17 protein-coding genes are annotated in these 17,988 nt (G+C 67.3%); 9 read left to right on the top strand and 8 right to left on the bottom strand.

The genetic code is table 11. The features are described 5' to 3' along the window. Positions 1 to 111 precede the first annotated feature (111 nt). From pgeF to lgt, 3 genes are read right to left on the bottom strand one after another with little or no spacing between them, the layout of a single operon-like run. Positions 112 to 879, bottom strand: coding sequence for a peptidoglycan editing factor PgeF (gene pgeF / locus ACJ4V0_RS17260; protein ID WP_448300840.1), 768 nt, complete (start codon positions 877 to 879; stop codon positions 112 to 114). 33 nt (positions 880 to 912) lie between these two features. Next, complete coding sequence (locus ACJ4V0_RS17255) at positions 913 to 1,989, bottom strand: class I SAM-dependent methyltransferase (RefSeq protein ID WP_448300839.1); 1,077 nt, start codon at positions 1,987 to 1,989, stop codon at positions 913 to 915. Beyond that, complete coding sequence (lgt, locus tag ACJ4V0_RS17250) at positions 1,986 to 2,801, bottom strand: prolipoprotein diacylglyceryl transferase (RefSeq protein ID WP_448300838.1); 816 nt, start codon at positions 2,799 to 2,801, stop codon at positions 1,986 to 1,988. Before lgt ends, ACJ4V0_RS17255 begins: the two co-directional genes overlap by 4 nt. A 115-nt stretch (positions 2,802 to 2,916) precedes the next feature. Here lgt and ACJ4V0_RS17245 point away from each other — a divergent pair, with 115 nt between their 5' ends. After that, positions 2,917 to 3,171 carry an accessory factor UbiK family protein gene (locus ACJ4V0_RS17245; protein ID WP_448300837.1) on the top strand — a complete coding sequence of 85 codons (255 nt, stop codon included), beginning with the start codon at positions 2,917 to 2,919 and terminating at the stop codon, positions 3,169 to 3,171. Positions 3,172 to 3,199: 28 nt separating this feature from the next. Here ACJ4V0_RS17245 and ACJ4V0_RS17240 read toward each other — a convergent pair whose 3' ends face one another. The 3 genes from ACJ4V0_RS17240 to ACJ4V0_RS17230 all read right to left on the bottom strand — a co-directional run bounded on the left by ACJ4V0_RS17240 (position 3,200) and on the right by ACJ4V0_RS17230 (position 5,927). Continuing rightward, the gene (locus ACJ4V0_RS17240; RefSeq protein ID WP_448300836.1) at positions 3,200 to 4,090 is read right to left on the bottom strand and encodes a LysR family transcriptional regulator; all 891 of its coding nucleotides are present in this window, start codon (positions 4,088 to 4,090) and stop codon (positions 3,200 to 3,202) included. 33 nt (positions 4,091 to 4,123) lie between these two features. After that, a complete protein-coding gene (trxB, locus tag ACJ4V0_RS17235; RefSeq protein WP_448300835.1) occupies positions 4,124 to 5,086 on the bottom strand; it encodes a thioredoxin-disulfide reductase in 963 nt (320 codons plus the stop codon). Positions 5,087 to 5,288: 202 nt separating this feature from the next. Next, positions 5,289 to 5,927: a 2OG-Fe(II) oxygenase gene (locus tag ACJ4V0_RS17230; protein WP_448300834.1), complete on the bottom strand. Its 639-nt coding sequence runs from the start codon at positions 5,925 to 5,927 to the stop codon at positions 5,289 to 5,291. A 248-nt stretch (positions 5,928 to 6,175) separates the two neighbouring features. Between ACJ4V0_RS17230 and ACJ4V0_RS17225 the strand changes: the two genes are divergently transcribed. From ACJ4V0_RS17225 to ACJ4V0_RS17210, 4 genes are all read left to right on the top strand, one after another. Further along, positions 6,176 to 6,655, top strand: coding sequence for an Lrp/AsnC family transcriptional regulator (locus tag ACJ4V0_RS17225; RefSeq protein WP_448300833.1), 480 nt, complete (start codon positions 6,176 to 6,178; stop codon positions 6,653 to 6,655). Between the two features lie 99 nt (positions 6,656 to 6,754). Further along, the gene (locus ACJ4V0_RS17220) at positions 6,755 to 7,594 is read left to right on the top strand and encodes an alpha/beta fold hydrolase (RefSeq protein ID WP_448300832.1); all 840 of its coding nucleotides are present in this window, start codon (positions 6,755 to 6,757) and stop codon (positions 7,592 to 7,594) included. A 117-nt stretch (positions 7,595 to 7,711) separates the two neighbouring features. After that, positions 7,712 to 8,911, top strand: a complete 1,200-nt coding sequence (locus ACJ4V0_RS17215; RefSeq protein WP_448300831.1) for an OpgC family protein — start codon at positions 7,712 to 7,714, stop codon at positions 8,909 to 8,911. Next, positions 8,839 to 9,696 (top strand): SGNH/GDSL hydrolase family protein, encoded by an 858-nt coding sequence (locus tag ACJ4V0_RS17210; RefSeq protein ID WP_448300830.1) that lies wholly within the window; start codon positions 8,839 to 8,841, stop codon positions 9,694 to 9,696. The genes ACJ4V0_RS17215 and ACJ4V0_RS17210 overlap by 73 nt, the downstream gene beginning before the upstream one ends. A 6-nt stretch (positions 9,697 to 9,702) precedes the next feature. Here ACJ4V0_RS17210 and ACJ4V0_RS17205 read toward each other — a convergent pair whose 3' ends face one another. Together ACJ4V0_RS17205 and ACJ4V0_RS17200 are read right to left on the bottom strand one after the other, a co-directional pair. Next, a complete protein-coding gene (locus ACJ4V0_RS17205) occupies positions 9,703 to 11,034 on the bottom strand; it encodes an ATP-binding protein (RefSeq protein ID WP_448300829.1) in 1,332 nt (443 codons plus the stop codon). Beyond that, positions 11,034 to 11,753, bottom strand: coding sequence for a response regulator (locus ACJ4V0_RS17200; RefSeq protein WP_448300828.1), 720 nt, complete (start codon positions 11,751 to 11,753; stop codon positions 11,034 to 11,036). The genes ACJ4V0_RS17205 and ACJ4V0_RS17200 overlap by 1 nt, the downstream gene beginning before the upstream one ends. Positions 11,754 to 11,936: 183 nt before the next feature. Between ACJ4V0_RS17200 and ACJ4V0_RS17195 the strand changes: the two genes are divergently transcribed. The 4 genes from ACJ4V0_RS17195 to ACJ4V0_RS17180 all read left to right on the top strand — a co-directional run bounded on the left by ACJ4V0_RS17195 (position 11,937) and on the right by ACJ4V0_RS17180 (position 17,780). Then, positions 11,937 to 12,500: a hypothetical protein gene (locus ACJ4V0_RS17195; protein ID WP_448300827.1), complete on the top strand. Its 564-nt coding sequence runs from the start codon at positions 11,937 to 11,939 to the stop codon at positions 12,498 to 12,500. Positions 12,501 to 12,769: 269 nt separating this feature from the next. After that, positions 12,770 to 16,099 (top strand): carbamoyl-phosphate synthase large subunit, encoded by a 3,330-nt coding sequence (gene carB / locus ACJ4V0_RS17190; protein WP_448300826.1) that lies wholly within the window; start codon positions 12,770 to 12,772, stop codon positions 16,097 to 16,099. A 106-nt stretch (positions 16,100 to 16,205) separates the two neighbouring features. Further along, positions 16,206 to 16,682 (top strand): transcription elongation factor GreA, encoded by a 477-nt coding sequence (gene greA / locus ACJ4V0_RS17185; protein WP_448300952.1) that lies wholly within the window; start codon positions 16,206 to 16,208, stop codon positions 16,680 to 16,682. A gap of 159 nt (positions 16,683 to 16,841) precedes the next feature. Continuing rightward, positions 16,842 to 17,780 (top strand): YiiG family protein, encoded by a 939-nt coding sequence (locus ACJ4V0_RS17180; protein WP_448300825.1) that lies wholly within the window; start codon positions 16,842 to 16,844, stop codon positions 17,778 to 17,780. Positions 17,781 to 17,988: the final 208 nt, after the last annotated feature.

Raw genomic sequence — 17,988 nt, 5'->3', positions numbered from 1 at the left:
GCCACAATGCCGCGTGGCGGCCTGCAACGGGACAATCAACAGGCTGTGACGATCATGTGACGAATCGGGGCTGGTCTGCGTGCCGCAGGCCGATACGGGGAGGGCCGGCGCCTATCGCGCCAGCGCGATGCCGGCGATGTGCCGGCCGTAGTCCGGCTCCTTGCGATGGGTGGTCCGCCGGTAGGAATAGAACCGGACCTCGTCGGCATAGGTGTCGAGGCCGAGGTCGTCGATATGGGCGATGCCTGCCGTGGCGAGCCGGTGGGCGATGAATCCGGGCAGATCGAACTGGGCGTGGCCGGGACGGCCGACGGCGAAGAAGCGCTCATAGGCCTCGTCCGCCGCGCGGAACTGGTCGACGAAGGCCTCGCTCACCTCGTAGCTCGGCTGGCGGATGAGCGGGCCGATGGCGGTGCGGATGCGGTTGCGATCGGCGCCGAGGCCTTCCATGGCATCGATCGTCGCCTCGAGCACGCCGCCGATGGCGCCCTTCCAGCCGGCATGGGCGGCGCCGACGACGCCCGCCGCCTCGTCGGCGAAGAGCACAGGGCCGCAATCGGCGGCTGCCACGCCGCAGGCGATGCCGGGCACCTTCGTCACCACCGCATCGGCGCGCGGCCGGTCGCCGCCCTCATGGGGTTTCTCGGCGATGACGACGGTCGGCGAGTGGATCTGGTAGCAGGAGATCAGCGCGTTCTCGGCCACCCCGAGCGCCGCGGCCATGCGCCGCCGGTTCTCGCGGACGTTGTCGCCGTGGTCGTCCGATCCGAAGCCTGCATTGAGCGAGGCATAGACGCCGTCGGAGACGCCGCCGTGGCGGGTGAAGAAGGCGTGGCGGATGCCGGGCAGCGCGGCGAGGGCGGGCGAGGTGACGATCATGGGGGCAAGCGAAATCTGCTTCGCGCGGCGGTGTCAATCAGCCGGCGCGCCGATGGTCAGGCCCTCGCTGGTGACGACCATGGCCCTGAACAGCGCGCCCATTCCGGTGGGGGCCGGATCGATCAGCCGCTCCACGCCGGCCCGGACAGGCTCGAAGGCATCCGGGTTGTGCCGCGCCAGCGCCTCGGCCCGTTCGCGGATGCCGAGCGAGAAGAGGAACTCGCGCTGCGGGACGGCCGGACCGGCGACGAGACCCGCCGCGCCGATGTCCCGCGCGAAGGCTGCGAAGTCGACATGGGCGGTGATGTCCGCCTCGCCGGGTTCCGCGAGGGGATAGCTGAAGCGGTGCGCCTTCACCGCCTGCAGGGTCTCGCCATGGGCGGGTTCGGTGTAGCCGTAGTCAATGAACAGGCCGGCGAGCGGGGCCGTCCGGGCGGCCAGTTGCTCCGCAAGGCTGGCGCAGGCGGGGCGGATCTCGCACACCGCGCCCGGCGGTGCTTCGCGCAGGGCCTCGGGGAGGATCGCCGGCGGGACAGGATCGGGGGCGAGGCCGAAGGCGAGCGCGCCGTCAGCCACCCCGATGACGCGTTCGCGCCAGCCGCGACCTGTCATGACGAACTGCCGGACCGGCAGGGCGTCGAGGAACTCGTTGGCGACGAGGATGGCCGGGCCGCCGGGGATGTCGGAGAGATCGCGGTGCCACGTGACAGGTCGGGTGGTCGCTGCGAGCGCCTGCCGTTGCCGGTTGGCGAGAGCCGGCGACATCTCCACGAGATGGACGGCGATGGCGTCATGGAAGGCCGGCAGGGCGCGGGCGGTGCGCAGCAGGTCGGCCATCAGCGTGCCGCGCCCGGGGCCGAGCTCGATGAGGTGCGCCGAGGCGGGGCGTCCGAGGGCGTTCCACGCTCCGGCCGCCCAGACCCCGATCAGTTCGCCGAAGACCTGGCTGATCTCCGGGGCGGTGACGAAGTCGCCGGCCGCACCGAAGGGATCGCGGGTCATGTAGTAGCCGTGGCGGGGATGGCCGAGGGCGAGTGCCATGAAGCGGTCGACGGGCATCGGCCCGTCGGTGGCGATCAGGGTCCGCAGTTCCTCGCCGAGCGGCGTCATGCGGACGCGCGCCGCGAGCGCAGCACCAGCCAGAGGCCGACGGCGATCAACGGAACGGACAGGAGCTGGCCCATGGTGGCACCGGCATAGAGGAAGCCGAGCTGCGGGTCAGGCTGGCGGAACAGTTCGCCGAAGGAACGCGCCAGCCCGTAGCCGATGCCGAAGCAGCCGGCGAGGAAGCCGGGCCGCTTCAGGCCGCCGGCGCGGGCGATGAGCAGCAGCACGACGAAGAGCAGCAGGCCCTCGGTCAGCGCCTGGTAGATCTGGCTCGGATGGCGCGGCTCCGGCCCGGCGCCGGGGAAGATGATCGCCCAGGGCATGTCGGTGACGCGGCCCCAGAGTTCCGGCTTGATGAAATTGGCGATGCGGCCGAGCGCGATGCCGATGGGCGCGACGATGGCGGCAAGGTCGATCAGCGGCAGGAGCGGCAGGGAGTTCCGCCGCGCGAAGATCAGGAGGCCGATGACGGCGCCGACGATGCCGCCATGGAAGGCCATGCCGCCTTCCCAGACCGCGAGGATCGCCAGCAGATTGGCGAGGTAGTAGTCGAGATTGTAGACGAAGACGAAGGCGAGCCGGCCGCCGACAATGCCGGCGAGCGCCGCCCAGACGATGGCGTCGTCGATGACGGCCGGGGGGAAGGGCGCCTTGCCACCGGCCCACAGGCGGTCCGTCGCCAGCAGCTTCTTCGCCAGCCACCAGCCGAACAGGAAGCCGCCGATATAGGCCAGCGCATACCAGCGGATGGCGAGCGGGCCGATCTCGATCAGCACCGGGTCGATGACGGGAAAGGGCAGGGCGAGCAGCGGCATGGCGCGGATGTGCCCGCAGCGGCCGGCAAGGTCAAGGTTGCGGTCCGAGCGGGCGCGTCCCCTTGCGCCATGACACGCCGCACCCCATACCCTGCCTCAACAGCGGAGAAGCGCCATGACCCAGACCACCGACCGCATCGCCGACGAATTCGCCAAGTTCATGACCGACGCCGCGGGTTTCGCCCAGGGCATGAAGCGCGAGGCCGACACCTTCGTGAAGACGCAGGCCGAGCGGCTCTTGCGCGACATGGACCTGCCGACGCGCGAGGAGTTCGAGGCCGTGCGCGACATGGCCGTGAAGGCGCGCGAGGAGAACGAAACGCTGAAGGCGCGGATCGAGGCGCTGGAGGCGAGGCTGTCGGCCGGCTGAGCCGGCGCCTTGTTGCACCGGGGCGGGCTCAGCCCGGCCAGCGCTGCGCCTTGGAGACGAGGAAGTCGCGGAACACCTGCACGCGGGCGACCGACTTCAGCTCTTCCGGATAGACGAACCAGGCGTCGAGCACCGGCATTTCCTCGTCGTCGAGGATCTGCACGAGCCCCGAGCCGTCGCGGATCAGGTAATCCGGCAGAACGGCCACTCCGATGCCGTTCTCGACCGCCGCCACCAGGCCGGAAATGTTGTTGATCGTCATGGCGAAGGTGCGCGGCGCCATGCCGTTGCGCCCGGCCGTCGACAGCCAGGTGACATTCTGCATGTAGTTCGGGGCCCGGCCGCCGAAGGCAAGCAGGCGGTGTCCGTCCAGTTCCGTGGCGCTCTTCGGCGAGCCGTGGCGCTTGAGGTAGTCGGACGAGGCGAAGGCGTGGAACTTGATCTGGAACAGCTTGCGCTGGATCAGGTCCGGCTGCACCGGCTGGCGCACGCGGATGCCGACATCGGCCTCGCGCATCGACAGGTCGAGCTCCTCGTCTGTGAGGATCATTTTGATCTGGATGTCGGGATAGAGGTCGAGGAATTCGCCCAGGCGCGGGGCCAGCCAGGCGGTGCCGAGGCCGACGGTCGTCGTCACCTTCAACTCGCCGTTCGGGCGCTCCTTGGAATCGGTCAGCTTGATCTTCGCGCTCTCGAGCTTCATCAGCACGTCTTGCGCCGTGTGGTAGAGAAGTTCGCCCTGCTCGGTGAGCACCAGGCCGCGGGCATGACGGTGGAAGAGGGGAACCTTCAGGTCCTGTTCCAGCGACGATACCTGCCGTGAGACGGCCGATTGCGACAGGCCGAGCGTATCGGCCGCATGCGTGAAGCTGCCCGCAGCCGCAGCGGCGTGGAAAATCCTCAGCTTGTCCCAGTCCATCGGTGTCTCCCGGAGCCGGCTGCGTTGCCCGCTTTATTCTGCGGCTTGGCGGATCGTCGCGTGGTGGGCGAGAAACCGTTCGGCTTCGAGGGCGGCCATGCATCCCATGCCGGCGGCGGTGACCGCCTGGCGGTAGATGTCGTCGGTGACGTCACCCGCGGCGAAGACGCCGGGAACGTCGGTGGCGGTGGAATCGGGGGCGGTCCACAGGTAGCCCGACGGTTTCTGCCGCAGCTGTCCCTGGAAGAGCTCGACGGCCGGGGCATGGCCGATGGCGATGAACACGCCGTCGACGGCGCGCTCCTGCGTCTCGCCGGTCCTGACGTTCCTCAGCCGTGCGCGCGTGACCGCCATCGGGTCCTCGCGGCCGATGATCTCGTCGAGCGCGGAATCCCAGATCACCTCGATCTTGGGATGGGCGAAGAGGCGCTCCTGCAGGATGCGCTCGGCCTTGAAGGCGTCGCGGCGGTGGACCACCGTGACCTTCGAGGCGAAATTGGTCAGGAACAGCGCTTCCTCGACCGCGGTGTTGCCGCCGCCGACGACCAGCACCTCCTTGTTGCGATAGAAGAAGCCGTCGCAGGTGGCGCAGGCGGAGACGCCGAAGCCGCGGAATTTCTGCTCGGACGGCAGCTCCAGCCACTTCGCCTGCGCGCCCGTGCAGACGATCAGCGCCTCGGCCTCATAGACGTCGCCGGACTCGCACTCGATGCGGAACGGGCGCTGCTTGAGGTCCACCCTCGCGACATGGTCGGAGACGATGCGGGTGCCGACGTGGGCCGCCTGCTTCTCCATCTGCTCCATGAGCCAGGGACCCTGGATGACGTCGGCAAATCCGGGATAGTTCTCGACGTCGGTAGTGATCGTGAGCTGACCTCCGGGCTGGATGCCCTGGATCAGGACCGGCTTCAGCATGGCGCGCGCGGCGTAGATGGCAGCGGTGTAGCCCGCCGGGCCGGAACCGATGATGACGACGCGCTCGTGCTGGGTGCCCATGATGTCCGGCCGGGGGAAACAAGGGGAGAGATAGCCCCTTCACGACCGATAATCTGGAGCAGCTATGCGCTTGACGCAAGGCTCATTCCATGGACTTCTTCATCTTGTCAACGAAATGCGTTGATGGAAAACGTCACAAAACGGAATGGATCGCATCGCATGTCGATACAAGACTAGCGATATGCGATGCGATCCGGATCGATCAGGCGGCCTTGCCGGTGATGAATCGGATGAGCTTCTTCAATCGGCTCGATCGCGCGTGCCGTCCCTGCTCGTGGTCCACCACCGCCTGGCTGGTTACCCAGTTCATCTGGACGGCGCGGCGCTTGCCGGTGAAGGGCTCATGCCCGTGCCACGATCTGTCGGATCGCCGGAAGACGAGGAGCGTGCCGCCGTCGGGCGGAATCTCGGCGGCGTAGTCGTTGAGATCGGTGCCGTTGTTCAGGACGCGCAGCCGCCCGCCGTCAGAGTCCCATGAGTCGTTCATGTAGAGCAGGACGGTGATGATCTTGGTCTCGGAATCCGTATGGATCTTGCCGTCTGTCGCACGCGTGAAGCCGCGCACCGTGTACATGGTCGGCTTGCCGGTGAGGTCGACCCCGAATTTCTCCTCGATGGCCTTGCGGAAGGGCTCCTGGTCGAGTTCCTCCATCAATCCCTTGAAGTCACCGCGAATGTCGAGAACGGACGGCGGATGGGAGCCGGGGCCGGGGACATCTGGATAGTCTTTCAGAACGTCCTGGAGCTTCTCCGGCTTCACGAAGTTGCGGACAACGACATAGTCGTAAGGACTGGTTTCGCGCGGCGTGGACTTCAGGCGCTCAATATCGAGAAACGTCATGAAACAACCTCCCGGGAACAGATAACCGGACATATAGGCGGGTGTCAGGGTGTCGTCCACATTGGCCGGACCTCGTGAGTTGGCGGCTGTCGGCACGTCTGTCCCGTTTCGTTGTGCGGCCGCGCGGCGAAATTTTGTTGCGCGCAAGGGTGCGCTGCGCTATCCGGCTTGGGCGTCGCGCGGGAGCCCTGCGCGGCGGTTTCCCGTCGCCGTTGCCGCTCATCCGCCACTCCTGGAGACTTGGTCCCGTGAAGGCCCGCCTCGACGCCATCGACTGGAAGATTCTGCGGGAGTTGCAGGCCGACGGTCGCATGACCAATGTGGAACTTGCCAGCCGGGTCGGGATTTCGGCGCCGCCCTGCCTCAGGCGCGTGCGCGCGCTGGAGGAAATGGGCATCATCCGCGGCTACCGGGCCCTGCTCGCCGGCGAGAAGCTCGGCTATGGCGTGACCGTCTTCGCCATGGTGCATCTGGCGAGCCAGGCGGAGGCGGACCTCAATGCCTTTTCTGACAGGGTCCGGCACTGGCCCGTCGTCCGCGAGTGCCACACGGTCTCCGGCGACTTCGATTTCGTCATGAAATGCGTGGCGCCGGATCTGGCCAGCGTCCAGCACTTCGTCTCCGACCTGACGGCGACGCCGAACGTGCGCAACGTCCGCACGGTCCTCACGCTCGGGCAGGTCAAGGACGAGGCCGGCGTGCCGCTCGAGATACCTCCGGCCGACTGAGAGGCTGGCGACCGGAGCCGCTCGCGAGGCAGAACCTGCATGACGACACTTTCCAGCCTTCCTGCCGCGCGGCGATCCGAAACCATGCCGGACGGGACGATGTCCGTCCTCGAATGGGGCGCAGGCGATCGCCCGCTCGACCTCGTCTTCCTCCATGCCACCGGCTTCAATGCCCAGACCTATGGGCCGCTGCTCGCGCCGCTGGCGACGGAGCACCGGATCGCGGCGCTCGACCAGCGCGGTCACGGGCTGACGCGCCTGCCGACGGATCCGGAAGGGCTGGTCGACTGGTGGCCCTATGCCCGCGACCTGATCCTTCTTCTCGACCGCTGGGTGCCGGACGGCGCGCCGCCCGTCGTTCTGGCGGGCCATTCGATGGGCGGGATCGTGGCGCTGCTCGCCGCCTCCGAGCGCCCGCGCGCGGTGAGGGGCCTCGTCCTGCTCGACCCGGTGCTGATGCCGGTGACCATGCGCCTGGCACTCTTCACGCCGTGGGGCCGGGCCAAAGCGCGCCGTTTCGGACTTGCCGTCGGCGCCGCAAAACGGCGACCGGTCTTTGCGTCGAAGGAGGAGGCGCTTTCCACCTACCGCACCCGCAAGGCCTTCTCAACCTGGCAGCCGGGCTTCCTGGAGGGCTATGTCGAAGGCGGCTTCGTCGATGATCCCGAAGGCGTCCGCCTCGGTTGTCCGCCAGCCTGGGAGTCGGCGACCTTCGCCGCGCATCGCCATCGCTCCTGGGCGGCGCTGCGGCGGCTCCGCATGCCGGTGCATCTGATCGCCGCGGGCGAGGGATCGACCGTGGTCGGCGGGCTCGGCAGGGTGCGACGGGTGGCTCCCCGCGTCGTCGCGGAGACGCTGTCCGGCACGACGCATTTCTTTCCGATGGAACAGCCCGACCATGTCCGGGCTGTCCTCGCCGGCATGCTCGCGAAGACGTGACCAGTTTCAGCGGCATGTGATCGCGGCGGATGCAACCCGGACACTTTTGCGGCGTATGGACAATGCCCAGATGCGAAGCTCCGACGTCGCATTGTCCCACCCATGCAACCGGTCACGATGTCCGCTCCGATCGCCTTCCGCTCCTGGTTCCTGTTTGGCGCCGCGCCGGCCTCGCCTGTGCGCGTCGACCGTGACGTGCGCGTCGACATCTTCCGCGGTCTGTCGCTGCTGATCATCTTCGTCGACCATGTCGCCGGCAACGTGCTGACGCGGATCACTCCGACGTCCATGGGATTTTCCGATGCCGCCGAATATTTCGTGCTGCTCGCCGGCTTCTCGGCGGCGCTGGCCTATGGGTCGGTGATCGACCGCCGCAGCTTCGTCACCGGTTCGGCGCAGGTCGTCGCCCGCATCTGGAAGCTCTATCTCGCCCATCTCGGCCTGTTCGTGTTCACCGCGGTGGCCGTCGCCTTCATGGCGGTCCGCTTCGGCAACCCGCTCTACTACGAGCACGTCTCGATCCTGCCGTTCTTCCAGGATCCGGCGACGACGCTGCTGCAGACGGCGGCGCTGATCTTCCTTCCGAACTATCTGGACATCCTGCCGCTCTACGTCGTCCTGCTGGCCATGCTGCCCGTCCTCTGGGTGATGGCGCGCATCGCCCCGGTCCTGGCCGTTTCCGCGTCGGTGGGGCTCTATGCGGCGAGTTGGTGGTTCGGGCTGGCAATTCCCAACATGTCGACGGGCGGCGCCTGGTTCTTCAATCCCTTCGCCTGGCAGCTTCTCTTCACGGTCGGCATGATCACCGGACATGGCGCGCTGCGCGGCGTTGCCCTGCCGCGTGCGCCGTGGATCACCATCGCCGCGGTGGCGATCGTGCTGTTCGGTCTCGTCAGCGCGGCGCCCTGGGCGGTGATCGCCGGCTTCGAGGGTGTCATCCTGCCGGACCAATGGCGCCTCGATCTCGACAAGACCAACCTGTCGCTGTGGCGCTTGGCGCACGCGCTGTCGCTCGCCTATCTCGTTGCCGCCCATGTGCCCAGGACCGCCGCCTGGCTGAGTTCTGCGGTCGCGCGGCTTCTTGAGCAGGCCGGACGACATTCGCTGCCGCTGTTCTGCTTCGGCGTGATCCTCTCGCTGCTCGGCACCTTTGCCTTCACCGAGATCGGCCGTGGGCCGCTGATGCAGATTGCCGTGAACGCGATCGGCATTGTCCTCTTGCTTGCCACGGCGCAAGTGTTTGAATGGTATCGGACGTCAGTCGCCAGGGCGCCGGCCAAGAGCCCGCCGGGCACCGGCGAGGTGAAGGTGGCGTGAGAGGGAAGCGGTCGATGCGGCTCGCTTGGGCCAGTCTCGTGGTGCTTGCTGTCGCGGGTATGTCCGCCCGCGCATCGGAACCGCGTGCGCCATTCGAGCCTGGCTGTACCGTTGCGCGCGAGCTGAGGAGTTTTGCCGGCGACCTGCCTCAGGCGCGGGCGGCCATTGCTGCGGGCCAGAAGCTTACCATTGTGACCCTCGGCTCCTCCTCGACGCTGGGAACCGGGGCCTCCTCCATCGACCGGGCCTATCCGGCCGTCATGCGCGACGAACTGACCCGCCTGATGCCCGGCCATGAGATCGAGGTCACCAATGCCGGGATCGGCGGCAATTCGGCGCACCAGATGTACCAGCGCATCGACGCCGACGTGCTGTCGGAAAGTCCGGGCCTGGTCGTCTGGCAGACCGGGGTCTATGACGCGATCCACGATATCGGCGTCGAGAAGTTCAAGCGCATCCTGCGCAAGGGCATTGCCCAACTGCGCGAAGGCGGCGCGGATGTCGTGCTGATGGACCAGTTCCCTCTGCCACGCGCCGAGCGGTTTCCGGCCTTTGCCGCCTATGTGGCCGCGCTTCACGAGGTTGCGGTCGAGACGGGCACGCCGGTGTTCCGTCGCAACGCCATGCTGACCGTGCTGCTGGCTGAGCACCGTCTCAGGCCCGAAGAACTCCTCCCCATGGGAAGCCAGCATCTGGTCGATGCCAGCTACTACTGCGTCGGAGTCGCTCTGGCGCGGACGCTCGCCGAGAAGCTCTCCCCCCGCGCCGTCTCCGAGCCGCGCTGACGACGTTCAGGCCACCGGCAGGCTCATCCGGACGACGAAACCTGCCGGATTTCCGTCGGCGAAGGTGATCGTCCCGTCGTGGGCCTCGATGATGGAGCGGGCGATCGTCAGGCCGAGGCCGAAACCGTCGGCCTCGTTCATGGTCCGGGCGGCCTCGCCCCGCACGAAGGGCTCCAGCACGGTAGCGCGCATCGCCTCTGGAATGCCCGGCCCGCGGTCGGCCACCTCGATCAGCGCCCAATCGCCGTCGCGATGCAGCGAGATGGATGCTCCCGAGCCGTACTTGATCGCATTGTCGACGATGTTGGTGATGGCGCGTTCCAGCTCCAGTGGCCGACCGCGGATCGCGAGACGCGCCGACGGGGCCATCTCCACCGGCTTGCCGAGATCGGTATAGCCGTCGGCGATCGACTGCAGGAGGCTTTGCAGGTCGAGCGTGCTCGATGCCTCGTCGCCGCGGCCGTCGCGCAGGTGAGTGAGGGCGCTCTGCACCAGGGCGTCCATCTGGTCGAGATCGGCAATCATCCGGGCCTTTTCCGGACTGTCGTCGAGAAGCTCCGCCCGCAGCCGCAGGCGCGTGATGGGCGTGCGCAGGTCGTGGCCGACCGCGGCGAGCGTTCGTGTGCGGTCGTCCATGAGGCGGCCGATGCGCTCCTGCATGCGGTTGAAGGCGCGGGCGAGGGTGCGGATCTCGCGCGGTCCGGTCTCTGGGATCGGGCTGAAGGTCTGATCGGGTCCATAGGCCTCGACCGTCGCCTCGATGGCGCGCAGCGGCTTGGTCAGAGCCAGAACAGCCCAGATCCCCAGCAGCACGGCCGTGATGGCGATGAAGCCGATCATGAGCGCAAGAGGACCGCCGGGCGGAGGCGACGGGCGGGGCGATGACAGAAGCAGCAGCGACCCGTCCCGGAGCCGGACGAGGAGGTCCTCACCGGCCTCGTCAGTGACCGCGCGATCGGTCCGGATGGACGACACCCTGAAGCCCGCGCCGAGGAGCCGGCCGAGATGGCGCGCCGGCGGAGCCGGCGCCGCGGCTTCGTCGAAGGTTGCGCCCGCGGACGCGAGGGAGACACGAAACTCCGGAAAGGCGTCCCGAACGGCTCCCAGCAACGCACGGCGCTCGGACGGCCCGGCACGGTCGAGCAATTCGACGACCGCAGCCTGGCGGCCCGTCGTCTCGGCGGGATGAGCCCGCGGGGCCGTGTTCGCGAGCATGAACGACAGGGTGAGGATGGTGTTGATCGCGAGAATGGCGACGATGATGAGAATGGCGAGCTGGCCGGCGATCCCGGGCGGCCATACCCGCTGCCAGCGCGCGCGTTGCCGCGTGTCCGGCATCACGCGGCCTCGACGTCCGGTGTGAACATGTAGCCGCCCGACCGCACCGTCTTGATGAAGTCGGGACGCTGCGGATCGGTCTCGATCTTGCGGCGCAGGCGCACCACGAGAATGTCGATGCTGCGCTCGTTAGGGCCCGCGGCGCGGCCCTGGGTCAGGTCGATCAACTGGTCGCGGCTGAGCAGCCGTCCGGGCCGCTGGCAGAAGACCCGCAGCAGGTCGAATTCGCCGTCCGTGACCGAGACCTGGGCGCCGGCAGGATCGGTCAGCCTGCGGCGCAGGGAATCGAGCGTCCAGCCGTGGAAGCGGAACGTGTGGACCGTGTCGGCGACGGGATCCTCCTGCGCGCCGGACGAGCGGCGGAGCACCGCGCGCACCCGCGCCAGCAGTTCGCGTGAGGCGAAGGGCTTGACCAGATAGTCGTCGGCGCCGAGTTCGAGACCCAGGACGCGGTCGAGTTCCTCGCCCTTGGCCGAGACCATGACGATGGGCAGTTTCGTCTGGGCCCGCAGGCGCCGGCAGATTGACAGCCCGTCCTCCTGCGGCAGCATGACGTCGAGGACGATCAGGTCGATGCGGCTGTCGGCGAGGATGCGGTCCATCTCCCGGCCGTCGCCGGCGGTCGAGACGCGGAACTCGCTGGACTTCAGCAGACGGGCGATGAGGCCGCGAATCTCGCGGTCGTCCTCGACGATCAGGATGTGGGGTTCGGATGACATCGGGGCACAGATAGGCGAGGGCGGCCGCGCCGCGAACACGAAAATTGTTTCCCTGTGTTTCGCATGCCGGGTCTGGAAACAAAAGGAAACCAAGTGGTGATCGGCGCTAAGCGCTCATTAAGCATCCCGGCGCGTCCTGCAACATGTCAGTACAGTCCGTCACCGCCACACAAGGAGGTCCCCATGACGACGACGATATCATCGTCATCGTTCAGCTCGCAAAGGCTGTCGCCGCGCGAGATGTTGCAGAATACGCTGGCCTCGCAGGTTTCGACCGGCGAGGTCTCCGCATCCGACGAAAGCGCCCTGTCCACGGCGCTCGATTCCATCGACAAGGCCATGAAGGCCGAACGCGGTTCGTTCTCGGCGACGCGGACGGCGCCGCCCAGCCCGGACGAGGCAAAGGCCAAGATCGACAGCCTGATCGCCGAACAGGTCGAGGCCGGCACCCTCACCGAGGACCAGGCCGCCGAGCTGAAGGAGATCTTCTCCGAGACCTTCGCGCAGGGTCCGGGCGGGGGGCGCGGTCCCGGTGGTCCCGGTGGTCCGCCCCCCGACCCGCCGCCGGGCGGGGAGAGCGGCAACGGCACGACGACCTTCAGCATCACTACCGATGATTCGTCCGTCGGCAAGGCGCTGCAGGACTTCCTGAAGCAGCTTCATGAAAAGCTCGCGTCGGGCTACGGCACCGCCGGTCAGTCGACCTCCGGCACCTCGTCCTCGCTCCTGTTCGACGTTTCGGCCTGATGGAGGGACGCAGACTTTCCGCCTGTCATCCTGGCCGCCGCGAAGACCCCCGCGGCGGCCTTGCCATGTCAGCCGGCGGGGAACCTGTTGGTGGCGACACCGCTGCGGCTTCCCATCGGCGGGAAAGCCGTCTATAGGGGCCGCTTAATCACGCGACCCGACTGTCAGGGTATGCGGTTGCGGGAGGCTGGCTCGATACGGGTCCGGCCTCTTTTTTTGCGCCGCACGTCCCCTGTGACACGAACGAGCCTCAAAAGGGCCGGAGCCCCATGCCGAAACGCACCGACATCTCCTCCATCCTGATCATCGGCGCGGGGCCGATCGTCATCGGACAGGCCTGCGAGTTCGACTATTCCGGCACCCAGGCGGTGAAGGCGCTGAAGGAGGAGGGCTACCGGATCGTCCTGGTGAACTCCAACCCGGCGACGATCATGACCGATCCCAACCTGGCGGACGCGACCTATATCGAACCGATCACGCCCGAGATCGTCGCCAAGATCATCGAGAAGGAGCGCAACATCCTGCCCGGCGGCTTTGCGCTCCTCCCGACCATGGGCGGCCAGACGGCGCTGAACACGGCGCTGAAGCTTGAGGAGATGGGCGTTCTCGCCCGGTTCGACGTCGAGATGATCGGCGCCAAGGCCGACGCCATCGACAAGGCCGAGAACCGCGAGCGGTTCCGCCAGGCGATGACCAAGATCGGCCTGCAGACGCCGAAGAGCCACGTCGTGCAGTCGCTGGGCGCCGCCCTCGACGTCCTCGACGACATCGGCCTGCCGGCGATCATCCGCCCGTCCTTCACCATGGGCGGAACGGGTGGCGGCATCGCCTACAACAAGGCCGAGTTCATCGAGATCGTCGAGCGCGGCCTCGACGCCTCGCCGACCACCGAGGTGCTGGTCGAGGAATCGGTGCTCGGCTGGAAGGAATTCGAGATGGAGGTGGTCCGCGACAAGGCGGACAACGCCATCATCGTCTGCTCCATCGAGAACGTCGATCCGATGGGCGTCCACACTGGTGATTCGATCACCATCGCGCCGGCGCTGACCTTGACCGACAAGGAATACCAGATGATGCGAGACGCCTCGATCCGCGTCCTGCGCGAGATCGGGGTGGAGACCGGCGGCTCGAACGTCCAGTTCGCCGTCAACCCGGCCGATGGCCGCCTCGTCGTCATCGAGATGAACCCGCGCGTGTCGCGCTCCTCGGCGCTCGCCTCCAAGGCGACCGGCTTTCCCATCGCCAAGGTCGCGGCCAAGCTCGCCGTCGGCTACACGCTCGACGAGGTGCGCAACGACATCACGGGCGGGGCGACGCCGGCCTCCTTCGAGCCGACGATCGACTACATCGTCACCAAGGTGCCGCGCTTCGCCTTCGAGAAATTCCCCGGCGCCGACCCGGTGCTCACCACCTCGATGAAGTCGGTGGGTGAGGTCATGGCCATCGGCCGCACCTTCCAGGAATCGTTGCAGAAGGCCATGCGCGGCCTGGAGACCGGCCTCACCGGCCTCGACGAGATTGAGATCGAGGGCCTCGGCAAGGGTGACGACAAGAACGCCATCCGCGCCGCCCTCGGCACGCCGACGCCCGACCGGTTGCTGAAGGTGGTGCAGGCCATGCGCCTCGGCATCTCCAACGAGGAAATCCATTCCTACTGCCGCATCGACCCGTGGTTTCTCGAGCAGATCCGCGGCATCGTCGATATGGAGGCCGAAATCCGCGCCAAGGGCGTGCCGACGACGGCCGGCGCGCTGCGCCGCCTGAAGGCCATGGGCTTTTCCGACGCGCGCCTCGCCGTGCTGACCGAGAAGACCGAGGCCGAGGTTTCAAGGGCGCGCCGGGCGCTCGACGTGCGCCCCGCCTACAAGCGGATCGACACCTGCGCCGCCGAGTTCGCCTCGCCGACCGCTTACATGTACTCGACCTACGAGACGCCGTTCGCCGGGGCGCTCGCCGACGAGGCCCGACCCACGGATCGCGATAAGATCGTCATCCTCGGCGGCGGACCGAACCGCATCGGGCAGGGCATCGAGTTCGACTATTGCTGCTGCCACGCCTGCTTTGCGCTCTCGGACGCCGGTTTCGAGACGATCATGATCAACTGCAACCCGGAGACCGTGTCGACCGATTACGACACCTCCGACCGGCTCTATTTCGAGAGCCTGACCGCCGAGGACGTGCTCGAGATCCTCGAGCGCGAGAAGACCAACGGCACGCTGAAGGGCGTCATCGTCCAGTTCGGCGGCCAGACGCCGCTGAAGCTCGCCCGCGCGCTGGAGGAGGCTGACATCCCGATCCTCGGCACGTCGCCGGACGCCATCGATCTCGCCGAGGACCGCGACCGCTTCAAGCGGCTGCTGGACAAGCTCGGCCTGAAGCAGCCGAAGAACGGTATCGCCTATTCGGTCGAGCAAGCCCGCCTGATCGCCGGCGAGCTCGGCTATCCGCTGGTCGTCCGCCCGTCCTACGTGCTGGGCGGCCGCGCCATGCAGATCATCCGCGAGGAAGGCCAGCTGGGCGACTATCTCTTGGGGACGCTTCCCGAACTGGTGCCGGCCGACGTCAAGGCGCGCTATCCCAACGACAAGACCGGCCAGATCAACACCGTCCTCGGCAAGAACCCGCTGCTGTTCGACCGCTACCTGTCGGACGCCATCGAGGTGGACGTCGACTGCCTCGCCGACGGCAAGACCTCCTACGTTGCCGGCATCATGGAGCACATCGAGGAGGCCGGCATCCATTCGGGCGATTCGGCCTGCTCGCTGCCGCCCTATTCGCTGTCGCCGGAGACGATCGCGGAACTGGAACGCCAGACCAAGGCGCTGGCGATCGCCCTCGACGTCGGCGGCCTGATGAACGTCCAGTACGCGCTGAAGGACGGCGACGTCTATGTGCTCGAGGTCAACCCGCGCGCCTCGCGCACGGTGCCCTTCGTGGCGAAGGTCATCGGCGAGCCGATCGCCAAGATCGCCTCACGCATCATGGCGGGCGAGAGCCTTGAATCCTTCGGCCTCAAGCCGAAGACGCTCGGCCACATCGGCGTCAAGGAAGCCGTGTTCCCCTTCGCGCGCTTCCCCGGCGTCGACGTGCTGCTGGGGCCCGAGATGCGCTCGACCGGCGAGGTGATGGGCCTCGACCGCACCTTCGCCACCGCCTTCGCCAAGAGCCAGCTCGGGGCCGGGGTCATCGTTCCGACATCGGGCACGGTGTTCGTCTCGGTGCGCGACGACGACAAGCCGCGCATCCTCGAGGCGATCCGGTCGCTGCACGGCATGGGGTTCAAGATCATCGCCACCTCGGGCAACCAGCGCTATCTGGTCGAGGAGGGGGTGCCCTGCGGCAAGATCAACAAGGTCCTCGAAGGCCGCCCGCATATTGTCGATGCAATCAAGAACGGCGAGGTGCAGCTGGTGTTCAACACCACCGAGGGCGCCCAGGCGCTGTCGGACTCGCGCTCGCTCCGCCGTGCGGCCCTCTTGCAGAAGGTCCCCTATTACACCACTCTTGCAGGAGCTGTTGCCGCCGCGCAGGGCATCAAGGCCTATCTTGAGGGGGACCTTGAGGTGCGCGCGCTGCAGAGCTATTTCGGCAATTCCTGATCTTCGGGTCCTGCCGAAACTGCGTTTCGTATCCACCCTGAAGGTTCGCGGGGCCGGCGTCCTCGGCTCCCGATCCTCTATTCGTCGTTGAAAGGTCAGGGCGAGCATCATGGAAAAGGTTCCAATGACCGTCGGCGGTTTCGCCAAGCTCGAAGTCGAGCTGAAGCAACGCCAGCAAGTGGAGCGCCCGCGCATCATCGCGGCGATTTCGGAGGCCCGCTCGCACGGCGACCTGTCCGAGAACGCCGAATATCATTCCGCCAAGGAGCAGCAGTCGCTCAATGAGGGCCGGATCGCCGAGCTGGAAAGCCTGATCGCGCGCGCCGAGGTGATCGACGTGACCAAGCTCTCCGGCACCACGGTGAAGTTCGGCGCCACGGTGAAACTCGTCAACGAGGACACCGAGGAGGAGCGCGTCTGGCAGATCGTCGGCGACAGCGAGGCTGACGCTAAGGCAGGCCGCATCTCGATTTCCTCGCCGCTCGCCCGCGCCCTCATCGGCAAGAGCGCCGGCACCAGCGTCGAGGTGAACACACCGAAGGGCGCCCAGAGCTACGAGGTTCTGGAAATCCGCTGGGGCTGAGCCGGATGCCCCTTGTCTGGCCTGACTGCGGCGCCCCCTGGGGCGCCGTTTTCATGTCACGGAGTGCCTGCGTCCTGAAACGCAGGCCACGGCCGATCGGGATTGTTCTGAAACGCCGGTGCATGATCTTGTGTGCCTGTTCAAACGGGAGCCCGATCCATGACCCTCGTTCTTGCCCGACGCGACGCCCTTCTCGGCGCGCTTCTCGCCGCGGCCGCTGGCGTCAGTGCGCCTGCCTTCGCCCAGGATCGACCTGCACCGGACGCCGCACTGCAGGCGGCCATCGTCAAGTCCAACGCCTATACGGCGCTGCTCAACCGCACCCTGCGCGCGGTCGAATCCTGGGACCGCTATCGCAGCTGGGTGAATATGCAGCGCGGCCCGACCGGTCGCGAGCGCTACATCGTCTATGGCCTCTACAGCCTCTATGACGTCCGCGGCGAGATCGAGAAGGCCGAGCAGGCGGTGACGCAGGAGCCGGCGCTGCCCGACCTCGACGACGCGATGCGGCGCTACATCCAGTCCTACCGGACGCTCGCCCCCCTGATCACCCGGGCAAACGTCTATTACGAGCGCAAGGACTATCAGGACGATGGCGCGGCGCTGGGCCGGGAGCTGCACCGCGAGATGGTGCCGGCCGCCGAGGCCTTCCTGAAGGATCGCGCCGATGTGGAGCGCGCCATGCGGGCGTTTCGCGCCGACCTGAACAACCGCGAACTGGCCGATATCGAGCGCCGCGAAGGCCGCTCTGCGCGTTGGAATGTCCGCAACGTCATGATCGCGGCCCGCGGCGTCATGGACCTCATGCCCTCGAACGAGCGGCCCGTGGTCGACATGGCGGCCTTCGACGAGGCCATCCAGCGCTATGCGGCGGCGCTGCGCGATCTCGACAAGCTCAAGGAGACCGATCCCGAGGGTGCCTCGATGCTCGACAGCCAGGCTGGCTCCTGGCTGGGCTCGCTGCGCGAATATCGCCAGAAGCTCGCCCGCGCGCGGGGCGACGCACGCCGCGCCGGGGGCCATGAGCGCACCTGGATCGTCAACAATTACAACATGATGGTCAGCATGTCGGATATGCGCCTGAGAACGCGCCGTTGATGCGCTTCCGGCCGCCTCACGAAGGCGTGAGCGGCGCGGGCTGGTCTGTCGGGGCCGTTCTTGCGTTGATGGGGCATCGGTTGTCAAATCGCTTCCAATCGCCACCCCTATTTCGCGTCCAAAGCAGGCCCCCATTGAGGGCGCAGATGCGAGCGGCCGCCCCGGCGTAGCTGGCCAGGGTTTCGCAGCCGGGGCGGCCGCGTTTCCA

It is taken from the genome of Phreatobacter aquiterrae (assembly GCF_053471285.1).
This window is presented reverse-complemented; position numbering and strand designations above follow the sequence as displayed.

Excerpts from the sequence above, each read along its gene's own strand:
- pgeF (WP_448300840.1), bottom strand. The coding sequence starts at position 879 with ATGATCGTCACCTCGCCCGCCCTCGCCGCGCTGCCCGGCATCCGCCAC.
- ACJ4V0_RS17255 (WP_448300839.1), bottom strand. The coding sequence starts at position 1,989 with ATGACGCCGCTCGGCGAGGAACTGCGGACCCTGATCGCCACCGACGGG.
- lgt (WP_448300838.1), bottom strand. The coding sequence starts at position 2,801 with ATGCCGCTGCTCGCCCTGCCCTTTCCCGTCATCGACCCGGTGCTGATC.
- ACJ4V0_RS17245 (WP_448300837.1), top strand. The coding sequence starts at position 2,917 with ATGACCCAGACCACCGACCGCATCGCCGACGAATTCGCCAAGTTCATG.
- ACJ4V0_RS17240 (WP_448300836.1), bottom strand. The coding sequence starts at position 4,090 with ATGGACTGGGACAAGCTGAGGATTTTCCACGCCGCTGCGGCTGCGGGC.
- trxB (WP_448300835.1), bottom strand. The coding sequence starts at position 5,086 with ATGGGCACCCAGCACGAGCGCGTCGTCATCATCGGTTCCGGCCCGGCG.
- ACJ4V0_RS17230 (WP_448300834.1), bottom strand. The coding sequence starts at position 5,927 with ATGACGTTTCTCGATATTGAGCGCCTGAAGTCCACGCCGCGCGAAACC.
- ACJ4V0_RS17220 (WP_448300832.1), top strand. The coding sequence starts at position 6,755 with ATGTCCGTCCTCGAATGGGGCGCAGGCGATCGCCCGCTCGACCTCGTC.
- ACJ4V0_RS17215 (WP_448300831.1), top strand. The coding sequence starts at position 7,712 with ATGTCCGCTCCGATCGCCTTCCGCTCCTGGTTCCTGTTTGGCGCCGCG.
- ACJ4V0_RS17210 (WP_448300830.1), top strand. The coding sequence starts at position 8,839 with ATGGTATCGGACGTCAGTCGCCAGGGCGCCGGCCAAGAGCCCGCCGGG.
- ACJ4V0_RS17205 (WP_448300829.1), bottom strand. The coding sequence starts at position 11,034 with ATGCCGGACACGCGGCAACGCGCGCGCTGGCAGCGGGTATGGCCGCCC.
- ACJ4V0_RS17200 (WP_448300828.1), bottom strand. The coding sequence starts at position 11,753 with ATGTCATCCGAACCCCACATCCTGATCGTCGAGGACGACCGCGAGATT.
- ACJ4V0_RS17195 (WP_448300827.1), top strand. The coding sequence starts at position 11,937 with ATGACGACGACGATATCATCGTCATCGTTCAGCTCGCAAAGGCTGTCG.
- carB (WP_448300826.1), top strand. The coding sequence starts at position 12,770 with ATGCCGAAACGCACCGACATCTCCTCCATCCTGATCATCGGCGCGGGG.
- ACJ4V0_RS17180 (WP_448300825.1), top strand. The coding sequence starts at position 16,842 with ATGACCCTCGTTCTTGCCCGACGCGACGCCCTTCTCGGCGCGCTTCTC.